Annotated in this window: 11 protein-coding genes; 9 read left to right on the top strand and 2 right to left on the bottom strand. The window is 47.7% G+C overall.

Annotated features, from left to right (window positions below):
* Positions 1 to 214, top strand: a 214-nt coding sequence (locus L0156_02355) for a hypothetical protein (GenBank protein ID MCI0601832.1), incomplete at its 5' end; no start/stop codon positions are given.
* 38 nt (positions 215 to 252) lie between these two features.
* Here L0156_02355 and L0156_02350 read toward each other — a convergent pair.
* Entirely contained in the window at positions 253 to 1,071 is an 819-nt protein-coding gene (locus L0156_02350; GenBank protein ID MCI0601831.1) for an NADAR domain-containing protein, read from the bottom strand.
* A gap of 391 nt (positions 1,072 to 1,462) precedes the next feature.
* On the opposite strand from L0156_02350, the gene L0156_02345 reads away from it, so the two are divergent.
* The 5 genes from L0156_02345 to L0156_02325 all read left to right on the top strand — a co-directional run bounded on the left by L0156_02345 (position 1,463) and on the right by L0156_02325 (position 3,325).
* Positions 1,463 to 1,759, top strand: a complete 297-nt coding sequence (locus L0156_02345; protein MCI0601830.1) for a hypothetical protein — start codon at positions 1,463 to 1,465, stop codon at positions 1,757 to 1,759.
* A 19-nt stretch (positions 1,760 to 1,778) separates the two neighbouring features.
* Complete coding sequence (locus L0156_02340; protein ID MCI0601829.1) at positions 1,779 to 2,165, top strand: hypothetical protein; 387 nt, start codon at positions 1,779 to 1,781, stop codon at positions 2,163 to 2,165.
* Positions 2,162 to 2,635: a hypothetical protein gene (locus tag L0156_02335; GenBank protein MCI0601828.1), complete on the top strand. Its 474-nt coding sequence runs from the start codon at positions 2,162 to 2,164 to the stop codon at positions 2,633 to 2,635. The genes L0156_02340 and L0156_02335 overlap by 4 nt, the downstream gene beginning before the upstream one ends.
* The gene (locus L0156_02330) at positions 2,632 to 2,793 is read left to right on the top strand and encodes a hypothetical protein (protein ID MCI0601827.1); all 162 of its coding nucleotides are present in this window, start codon (positions 2,632 to 2,634) and stop codon (positions 2,791 to 2,793) included. The genes L0156_02335 and L0156_02330 overlap by 4 nt, the downstream gene beginning before the upstream one ends.
* Positions 2,794 to 2,875: 82 nt before the next feature.
* Entirely contained in the window at positions 2,876 to 3,325 is a 450-nt protein-coding gene (locus L0156_02325) for a hypothetical protein (GenBank protein ID MCI0601826.1), read from the top strand.
* Between the two features lie 277 nt (positions 3,326 to 3,602).
* On the opposite strand, the gene rmuC is transcribed toward L0156_02325, so the two are convergent.
* Positions 3,603 to 5,297 (bottom strand): DNA recombination protein RmuC, encoded by a 1,695-nt coding sequence (gene rmuC / locus L0156_02320; GenBank protein ID MCI0601825.1) that lies wholly within the window; start codon positions 5,295 to 5,297, stop codon positions 3,603 to 3,605.
* Positions 5,298 to 5,819: 522 nt separating this feature from the next.
* On the opposite strand from rmuC, the gene L0156_02315 reads away from it, so the two are divergent.
* Genes L0156_02315 through brxC form a run of 3 tightly spaced genes read left to right on the top strand, consistent with a single transcriptional unit; the run spans position 5,820 to position 10,844 of the window.
* Entirely contained in the window at positions 5,820 to 6,608 is a 789-nt protein-coding gene (locus L0156_02315) for a DUF1819 family protein (protein ID MCI0601824.1), read from the top strand.
* Entirely contained in the window at positions 6,583 to 7,182 is a 600-nt protein-coding gene (locus L0156_02310) for a DUF1788 domain-containing protein (GenBank protein MCI0601823.1), read from the top strand. Before L0156_02315 ends, L0156_02310 begins: the two co-directional genes overlap by 26 nt.
* Positions 7,182 to 10,844: a BREX system P-loop protein BrxC gene (gene brxC / locus L0156_02305; GenBank protein ID MCI0601822.1), complete on the top strand. Its 3,663-nt coding sequence runs from the start codon at positions 7,182 to 7,184 to the stop codon at positions 10,842 to 10,844. The genes L0156_02310 and brxC overlap by 1 nt, the downstream gene beginning before the upstream one ends.
* The last annotated feature ends 10 nt before the right edge of the window (positions 10,845 to 10,854 follow it).

Here is a 10,854-nt window from a genome sequence, read left to right as displayed (position 1 = left end):
TTTTGAGTATGTTTACCGGAGTGATGCGAGCACCAACTCCAGCATAGCTCCTTGCAGAAACCAAAGGCATCATGCGTATCCTCCTTTTGTTCTCCTGCCTTGCTCCGATCCGGAACATCCGAATCGCAGGCGGCAGAAGAACGCCGGGAACGACGCAGCTTCAGTTCTGCGGCACTCGATCACGGGATTTGAATATGAAGTGCCGCAACACTGAAGCAAGGAAAGGGAGAGTTGTCATCCCCCTCCCTTTTCCTAATGTCTGTTCAGCCACTCTATAGCCCGCAGCAGAACATCTCCATGGCACGGATTTGGTTTGCAGAAACACACCAGTGTGTGTCCCAGCAAATTCCTAACGGCATTTCTGAAGGAAGATTCGGATTTTAGCCTTTTCCAGAGATAGACTTTGTAGCAAGGAAGCGTTTCTGCACCGCGTTTGTGTATGTTGCCACACACCGGGCAGACAGCATTCTTGCGAACTGGATTGCCGAAAATTCCGCTTTCTCCTTTCCCTGCACGTCCGATGTAAATCTCATCGCTCGATCCCTTCGACTCGCGGATATGAATTACCCGCGTAAGGCCGGGCAACCCAATTGAAGTCGCAGACGCAACTCTCAGCTCATCGCGAATTCTCATCAGGATCCGTCCAAGGTGGTTCTGCCCAATGCCATTGCAGGTTCCCCAGAATTGGTCCTTCCAATTGTTCTCTTCTCTGAGCTCAAAAGGCCAAGTCGCAATCAACTTTCGCCTCAAATCCTCATGCGTTGAGAATTTCTGACGCACCAAAGTCTCCATAACGGAAAGCTTGATGCTGTCCCAGTTAGGAACAACAGGGGCCAGTCGACCGAGACGCTTTGCCTGACCTGGCGTCGGAGCCATTCGGATCCTTTCTCGCCAAACAGGATCGGCAGTTTTGTGCGCCTGATAGGCATGCTCACCACTGGGGTAAGAAACATCGTTGACGTGTATCGGTGCAGGCCAAAAGTTGGATAACCAACGGTACTCTCCTGAAAACCCGGCTATACAGCACGAATTGTTTAGGGATTGTTCGTCGATTCTCGATTTCGTACCCATGTTCACCTCCTTCCGGCAGAGCGATTCTTGAGTGATCTCAAACTCCGCTCAGCCGGAAGGAAGATTTCGATGAATCCGCTGAACAAACAATTTTTCAAAGAACAGAGCTGCTGCGTTTCTCAGCCAGAACGTTCTTACAGCAAAACAAGCGCCAACGGTTTCAAAAAATTGCCACTCACTTTTTTCGCATCTTTGCGAGATGTGCTGTTGTGGCGGAGCGGCTGAGTTCTGATCTACAAGCCTTCAAAGGTCGGAAAGCTTCGGAGTGGAATCAGAAAGTTTTCGACCCGCAACATTCCATCAATCGAAGCGTTGGCAAGATTATCGACGACGAACTTTCCCGTTCTAGTTTGGCAAACTCCTTGCACTTCATATTCAACGGAGGAAACGAATGAGGTTTTATTACGCGACCGGCAATCAGGATGTTCCGCAATATCTAGGAAATTTTAAGACTTTCGGTGAAGCAGAAACCGAGCTCTACCAATTAACGAAGAGTTCGGGTGTCCCGGCCTCATTTCTGTATGTTCCGGTCTGCCACTTCTCAATCTTTACGGAGAATCGGATCAGAGGATCACGGTTCAGGCTTGTCCGTGTTTTGCATTTCACAGAGGCGCGTAAAGTCATTGCCGAAAAAGAAGCAGCAAAGAGCGTCCAGGCGGACATACGCATCTTAAGAAAAGCGAGCTAAAGCAATTAAGGAGAAACACATGATCGACAAAGTCATTTACAACAAATTAAGAGAATCGTTCGGAAACTTCGTCATACGGATTCAGCAGATTGCCGGCTCTGATGATGCGAAGAAATCACTCGATGTGATTTCCGATACGCTAAAGAAAATCAATACGTTCTATGACAGCGACGCAGCGGCGGGTCATACTCTGCAGCGCTCGTTAAACGGTAAGGCGGACATGGTTTCTGCAGATGCCATCTCTCAGCTTTCCGAAGGCATGAAACTTTTCTTTGAGAAGATTCCTCCGGACGAACGAAAGAATTTGATCCGAAATCTGATGCTGTCTATAGGGACGCAGCACCTCAGGAGGATCGCTTCAAACCTGGAACGGAATCCAGGGCTGCGGGAGATTGCCGTCAAATGAACGATAGATTTCGCGTCGTTCTTGCCCGGCTCAAGCATACGTGGGAAGTGCGTAAAGAGCGGCGACAGATAATGGCGTTGGCTGCAGCAGGTGTCTTCCTGCTGCTCTCCTTCTGGAACAGTTTTCAGAACAACCGGCTCAAGTCTGACTTAACAAGTGCACACGTTAAAGAAACAATCCAGTCCGGACGAATTCATGTGCCTCATGCAGATGCAGATTTCTCAGCTGTTGTCGTGGTTGAAATCGATGAACAGGGACAGATCAAAAACATTTTGGGAGATTCCGGATGGACGCCTGAGAAACGCGGAAGTTTGGACAAGCTCGCCCTTACGCCCATGAAAATCAACAACATTGCACGATCCGCAAAAGTGCCGTTAACCATTCCACTCGAAACTGACACCCAAAGCAGTTCACAAGAACCTTTCGGTGGGAAAGATGTCAGTTCCCCGGTGACCGGAGAACAGAAATGAAACACAAGCGCGATTTCACAAGCACGGCAAACAGCCAGTGGATAAGAATCACGCGGTCTGCCGTTTTTGCGCTGATTGGGGGAGTTATCGTCATGATTGCCGCCTGGATCATCTGTAACTTGTTTTTACCATTTTTCTGGGTTCTGGAAAGGATATGAATATCCTATGCTTCTGCGCCCAGTATTTTCCTTCCTCTATATATAAGGAAGGAAAAGCGACTCACTTAAGCGAGCATTGATCATGAAACGAATCGAGAAAACCTGGCTTCGGCTGAAGCTCCTTCTAGCCCTGTTTTTGCTCGGAACTGGCCTGGCCGTTGCCGACACGGTTTGTACGACTCCGGCTCGCAACAATGGATTGATTTACGGGACAGTTGTCGGAGTCCAGGGACAGAACGCAATCGTGCAATTTGACGATCACAGCTTAAAATGCAAAGATGTTTTCTATCTCTGCGGGGATTTCCGAAGGCCCGCGACTGGCCTCAAGGAATTTTTCGGAATTATCCGTCAAATGACGGACCTCGGAAACGGAAAATTCAGTATATTCAACGACTGCCCTTTGAACTGGCCCCCGAAGATCGGCGAGCGGGTATTCATCATATATAAGACCTGCCAGAACAACTACTGTCCTCCGCCAAAGGATGGTGATGAGTACTCACACCAAGATAATCCGTGCCTTTCTGGTAGCTGATATAGCTTCATGAACCATTTTATCGACCGTGCCGGATATGGAGCGCAAAAACGAAGGAAGGGCAAGATCTCCCGAACGGACTCGGGCAGACGGTAACCTACGACTCCCAGGGGCAGCCCGAGACTAAATGCACACGCTTGAGTAGCCAGTGAATCATTTTTTTATAGTCTCCCAGTGCTCCAAGTGCTTACGCACGGAGAGGCGGTATGGGTTCAACTCCAGCGATTGTTTCAAATAGGAAATTGCTTCAGGTCTTCTCACAGATTTATTCATTGACTTAGTCCGGCTCGGCTTCGGAATCAAATAATAAGGGCTGGATCTTGGAATCCGGCTGATACTCCGACCCTACATCCGTTGCGTCAAGAGAACGCGTCGTTTTGTCGATTGTTTCAAGATCGATGATGTCCGAATCAGTACCGGCATCTAACGCTTTAAATTTTCGGGCAGCAACCAACACTCTTGATTCCAGGGAACCGACCATTTTGTTGTATGATTCAACTGCTTGATCTAGCCCCTTCCGCAAATTGTCGAAATGATCTGCAAAAGTGCAGATCCGTTCATAAAGTTGCTTTCCGAGGGTGCTGATCTTCTGAGCATTTTCGGCAATGTGCTCCTGACGCCAACCGTAAGACACAGTCTTAAAAAGTGCGATTAATGTAGTTGGGGTAGCAAGAATGACTCTTTGATTGACACCCAATTCTATAAGGCTGGGATCCTGTTCAAGTGCCGCGCTGAAAAAGGATTCACCCGGTAAGAACAGCACCACGAACTCTGGTGCATGTTCAAATTGGTCCCAGTATGATTTTTGGGACAGATAGCCGATGTGCTTCTTAATCTGGTCGCAGTGAAGCTTTAGTTTGGCTTGCTTGACGTTATCGTCTTTGGCCTCCAACGCGTCTAAATATGCCTCAAGCGGTGCTTTCGAATCTACCACAATATTCTTATTACCAGGCAAATTTACGACTACGTCCACGCGGTATTTTGATTCCTCAGACCAAACAGTTTCCTGCTCTCTAAAGTCGCAATAATTGACCATGCCTGCGATTTCTACCACTCGCTTTAGTTGAATTTCTCCCCATCTGCCACGCACAGTTGGGGTCCTTAGGGCCTTAACAAGATTTGCAGTTTCTGCTTGCAGCTGGATCTGAGATGTGGCCAATCCTCTGACTTGTTCAATCAAACCCGCATAGGCAGCAGCTCGGGTTGTTTCAAGTGCGTGAAGAGTACTATCAAACTTTTCCAAGGATGTGTTAATCGGCTTTACAAGTTCTGAAATGGCTTTTTGTCTTGTGTCCAGATCAAATCTTGCACCTTCCTGGAATTTCTCCATACTTGTTCGTGCCAGATCCAAAAAAGCTCTGCTGTTGCTGTTAAGAGCCTCACCGGATAGTGCTTTAAAAGTATCGACAAGTTTCGTCTGAGCTTGATTGATCAGATCCAACTGTTCACCCGCTGCTTTCGATTCCTTTTCAAGGGACGTTTCGAGATGCGCGATTTTGGTTCTTAAATCAGAGATTTCGTCCTTTGCCGCAAATAATTCTACGGTCCGGCCCCTTAATTCTTCTTCAAGAGCAGGAATGCGCATCGCTCGTTCTTCTACTGCCGTTCGCTTTTCAGCTTCGGCATGTGCTTGATCAAGTAGGACAGACTTATCGCGCCTTAATTCTTCAATCGCTTTTTCAAGATCGGGAATCCTCAAGCCCCGTTCTTCGGCGGCAGCTCTTTTTTCAGTTTCTGCTTGTATTTGCTGGCTAAGGTCGACATTGCGGTCAGAAATTGTCTGGTTCTCATTTGCGAGTTGACCAAGTTCTCTATCGCGCTGAACCAATCGTTCTTCTAGGACTCGGCATTGGCTTTGAGATTCCTGTCGGATGATTTGTTGTTGGTGCTGGGATCTCGCTCTGGAAAGAAAATAGATTAATCCTCCGCCCAACAGAAAGCCCGACACAAAGAAAACGACGCTTGAATCCATTGAATAATTACAAACGCTCGAGGGCGGTTTTCATTGCTTGCAATTTCTCCCATCCAGGGCTCTCATCGACTGGAAGTTGCGAGGCAACTAACCTGGCAATGAGTGGCTTTGAACCCCCATTAGTGCATTTACTGATGCTTCAAGGGTAGCATATTATGGAAAACACTGCCCAGAACGTGCTCATAATCCCTCCAAAAACGCAGAAACTATTTTCCATGAGCCAGTCTTCAGCTTTTCGTTGCAATAAGATGGAGGACAGAAATAACACTGATCAACTACTGAAAAGCAAATTGCGTGTCCACCTGAACGAAGACCACCTCCAGTTGTCGTATTATTTTGCAGAATATCACGCCGCCGGAATAGTAATTTTATCCATCGATCTTACCAAAAGCACGTGTACAAATTTCTCGTAAACTGTGCAAGCTGATATAGTATGAATTGGGGTTTCCACGAGGAGGAACAATAATTCGTGCTGATAACATCGGTTCGGCTCCGACTCGCCATGATAGTCTTCACCTGCTCATGCGTGTAAAGTCAAAATCCATCCGTTCTGCATATACCACCAGGCTGCAAAAAGGCGGAGCCATGCTGGACGAGATGCGGCAATTGGTGCGGTCCTGGACGGATACGGATACCGAGGTCCAGCGACTGGAGGGGATTCGTAGCAATGTGCTGAATCGTGCCACACGAGTACGGACTGAACACGTTTTTCGATACACCTTTCTTCCACGTTTTGTTAACGGTCCTATTCCCAATGCATGGAAATTGGCCCGTCCCTTGGAGGACGTAGAGGCTTCCGTTGGAATCTTAAGACCGGTGTATTTTTGGATAACGGCTAAAGCCGAGCCCATCGTTGCTGATTTTTGCCGCGAGTTTTTGCTTCCAAGACAACATATTGCAAGAGTAAGCGTTGAACCTGCTGAAGCCGTACAATGGCTCCGAACAAAAGGAACCGAATGGTCGCCAGCAGTAACCAACAAAGTTGCGCTGGGGCTGCTTGCGGCATTGCGCGATTTCGGGATATTGGAAGGCAGGGCCCGAAAGCGGCTCGCCAGCCTAGAACTGCCAATTGGGGGGTTTGCCTACATTGCGTTTTGTTTGCATCAATTGGGTGCATCCTCACGCGAATTGCTATTTCATCCTGATTGGGAATTATTTTTATTGAGAACCAGAGAAATAGAACAGTTTTTCTTACAGGCGCATCAATTCGACCTGCTCCAATATCACGCAGCAGGCAGCATTGTCCGGATCGACTTTCCCGTTTCCACATTAAAGGAGTACGCCCGTGTTGTCGTTGAAAGATCGAATTGATCTTCTTGAATCGGACATGAAAAAAGATCCGCCCGCTTTTATCATGTCGCGACAGCTCCCATTTGCCATTTTCCGATACGACCCGGATGACTCTGATGAAAACGAATGGAAAGTGAGACAAGAAATCCAAAACATCCGAATTCGTGTGCAAAATGCGACACATAAAAAAATTGAGGTCATTTCGCTCGCCGATCTTTTTTGGAAATCCATTCGAGAATCGGAAGGCATCGAGAGTCTGGTGGAATTCGAAAAATCAAATGGATTTGAATCGGCGGAGCGCCTTGTAAACCGCTACCTTTCCGATGACGATTTTCGGCCACTTGTTACATTGCTGCTGGAAATTGTGGCTCAACTGCCGGCTGATACAGCTTTCCTTTTTTTGGTTCATGCCACTGTCTTTGCGCCAGCCGCTTACCGCATATCATCGCTTCTGGAGCAGTTATCCGGGAAACTGAGTGTTCCAGCGGTCCTATTCTATCCGGGCAAGTGGGAAAATGGATTGAACTACATGGGTCTGCGATCTGTTGATCAGGCGCTCGGAAGTTACCGCGTGAAGATTTATGGGAGGGAATGATGAAGAGGATTATTGAACTCTTCGAACGGGATTTTACAACTCCACCGGAAGAAATTATCAAGGTTAACAATGAACTGGAAGATGTTGTTTATAGTGAAATCACAGAGTATGTGGCCACCGACCGAATCAAAGATCACTATCGCCATTTATTAAAGGAGATGGCGGATGCTCCGTCACATCCAACAGAAGGAATTGGTGTTTGGGTATCCGGATTTTTTGGATCAGGCAAATCATCCTTTATAAAAAATCTTGGGTATGTTCTTGCGAATCGGCAGGTCAAGGGAAGGTCGGTCAGCGATCTTTTCGCGAAGCAACTGAAAGACAAGAGGATCGAAGAATATGTCGACTATTTAAACAAGTCGATTCCTTATGAAGTCTTCATGTTTGACGTCCAGGTCGATTTGAACATTCAAACGAATGCTGAACAAATCGCTGAGATCATGTATCGCGTTCTATTGCGTCAGCTCGACTATGCAGATGACTATTTCATCGCCGAGCTGGAAGTAGAACTAGAATCGGAAGGCAAATTGGATGATCTTCGAAAAGCCTGCCAGAAAAGGTTCAAGGAAGAGTGGCGGAAAATCAGAAAGGGGGCGCAGATGTACGCGCGCACTAGCGCTTTGATGCAGGAGCTCGATCCAAAAACATACCCGAATGAGGATAGCTGGCAGAAAGCGAAAACTGCGCCTCGTCTCACAGTTGGTGACATCGTAGAAAGGTGCTTCGATCTATGCGATCGAAGGCGTAAAGGGAAATCGATTTGCTTCATCGTTGACGAAATGGGTCAGTATGTTGCCCGCAGCAGTGAAAAGCTGGAAAACCTGCGCGCGGTAGTGGAGCAGTTCGGTAAAGTTGGCTTGCAGAGATTCAAACGCGGAGACATCAAAGGCCCTGCATGGATCATCGTCACATCGCAAGAAAAACTGCAGGAGGTATACGATTACGTAAAGTCTGGCCGTATCGACCTGCCGAAACTGCAAGACCGCTTCAGGCATCTCGTAGACCTCTCCCCTGCTGACATCCGCGAGGTTGCAAGTAAGAGAATTCTGTCGAAAAAAGAAGAAGCGATGCGTGAGTTGGAAAAGCTATTCAGTAAGCAAGAAGGCACGTTACTCGCGAACAGCGCGCTTGAACGCAGTGGATACAATACGAATTTCACCGAGGAAGATTTTGTTCTGTTTTATCCATACTTTCCACACTTCATCGATCTTTCGATCGATATCATGAGTGGCATTCGACAGCATGGGATGGCTCCACGTCATCTAGGCGGCAGTAATCGAACGATCATCCGGCAGGCTTATGAAATGTTGGTGTCTGATCGGACGAAACTTGGGGAGAAACCAATAGGCGCGCTCGTGACAATCGATAAAATCTACGAGCTTGTTGAAGGCAACATGCCTTCTGAAAAGCAAAAAAGCGTGAATGATATTCAGCAAGCCTTCAGCAAGGACCGTGAGTACAAGGATCTGGCTGTGCGCGTAGCCAAAGCGGTCTGCTTAATGGAGTTTGCCCCGAACAAACTAGCGCGAACCACCAGAAACATTGCCACTTTGTTGGTTGAACATGTGGGAGACCCCGTTCACATCACCGCTGTGGAAGCTATCCTTTCAAAGCTCAAAGATTTGCGTTTTGTCCGTGAGGCAGAAGACGGATGGAAACTTCAAACAGAAGAAGAAAAGCGCTGGGAAGAGGAAAAAGGGCGCTTGATGCAGATCAAGCGCGCTGAGCGAAATGAAATCTTAAGAAAGTACATGAAAGAAGTTTTTGATGATGCCCGCGTGCGAAATCTGAACTACAAAAACTTGCGCACTTTCTCCCCTAGTCTATCGCTGGATGATCAACCGATTCCCCCAAGCGGTCAGATACCGCTTCATCTAATAAGCGTTGACGAAAGTGAAGATTTTGCAACCCGACTATCGCAAACCGCGACTGATAGTCTTCAAGATGCGAATCGCAATAAGACTCTCTGGGTCTTCCAAATACAGGAAGAGGTTGAAAAACAGATAGCAGCCCTGAGTGCCTCGACTCAAATGATTTTTAAGTACGATAACTTGAAGTCACAGGGGAAAACATCAGGCCAGGAACTGGCTTCGCTCCAGAGCGAAAAGACCGAGAAGGTTGAAATCGAGAAAAAACTTTTGAAAGGCCTCACGCGTTCCGTTCAGCAGGGAACAGGCTTTTTTCGAGGTATCAAGCTTGAAGCAGGTGATCTGGGGAAAGACTTAGGTGAAATCGCTCGCAATTTACTGATGCGCGCAATTCCGGATATGTATCCTAAGCTGGAACTCGGGAACCGCCACTTGGACGGCGATGAAGTGGATCGAATCTTTAAAGAAGCGAACTTGCAAAATTTGCCGGCTGTTTTTCATGGTGGTGAAGGCCTGAACCTTGTTACCACTGAAGGGAACCGTTATGTGCTTAACTCTAATGCCGAATCTGCTCGCGAAATTCTGGATTATTTGAAGGCTCAGCATCAGTTTGGCAATAAAATAACCGGTAAACAGATTGCAGAACACTTCGGCGATTTCGGATATGGGTGGGACCAGGATGTTATCCGTCTAGTCCTTGCCACATTATTCCGGTCAGGCAGCATTGATGTAACGCATCAGGGGCGCACCTACCGGAATTATCAGGAGCCTCTCGCCAGACTTCCATTCACCAATACTCCTGCTTTTCGAAATGCTGCTTTTGCCCCGCGAGAAACGATCGATTTGAAGACGCTCACAACAGCAGTACGAAACTTAGAGGCAATGATTGGACAGGAAGTGGATGTCGAGGAAGGGGCGATTGCGGAGTCGTTCCGGAAATTAGCTGACGTGGAAAAGGAAAAGTTGTTGCCGGCTCTTGCGACTGCCCGCGCGCACCGTCTTCCATTTACAGGATTGTTGGAAGAATGGAGAGAGACTCTCGAGACAGTAACCACGGGTGCTTCGGACGATTGCGTCAGATTGCTCTCAGGCCAGGGGAAAACAATTCAATCGTTGCGCGACACCGCCAATCAAATTGAGAAGTTTTTGAACGACGAAAATCTTGAAAAGATCCGGATGTATCGGAGAGCGACTGATTCCCTTCCACCCGCGCTTCGATTGGCAGGAGAGGAGGGCCGCGTGCAAGACGCTGTTTCAGAGCTGAAGGCAATCCTGGAATCGCCTGACATAACGAGCGTGTTCAAGGATGCCGGGCGCCTCGCCAATTCCATCGCGGCTGTGTACCGTGAAGTCTATGAAGGCCTGCACAAACGACGATTTGAGTCTTATGACAAAGCAATTCAGGAAATACAGGGAATGCCTGAATTCTTGCAACTCAAAGATGTTGAAGCGGAGACAGTCTTGGAGCCTTTGAGAAGAAGGGCTATTGAAGAGATTGATCTTCCTCCATTCGCAGAAGCAGATCGAACGACTGGCGCTACGCTTGCTGTCCTAAATACAGATCTCGATGCTCTGCCTGGATTGGTGAATACAGCAAAGAGACGCATTCAGGAGATTGTGGCTGCAGCAGGAGGAAGTGAAGAGGATATTGCTCGAGTGCAATTGGCGAGTTTCTTTACAGGCCCGAAAGATCCGGAGAAGAGTGAAATCGAAAACGTGAAAGCCTCAATCGAACGTCTGCAGGAATATTTGTTCAATCTACTAGAACAGGGCAAAAAAATTATATGGGAGTAAGCACTACTCT

This window comes from bacterium, from assembly GCA_022616075.1.
In the GTDB taxonomy this organism is placed as follows: Bacteria; Acidobacteriota; HRBIN11; order JAKEFK01; family JAKEFK01; genus JAKEFK01.
Note: the sequence above shows the minus strand (reverse complement) of the source record. Positions and strands in the feature narration are given on the sequence as shown.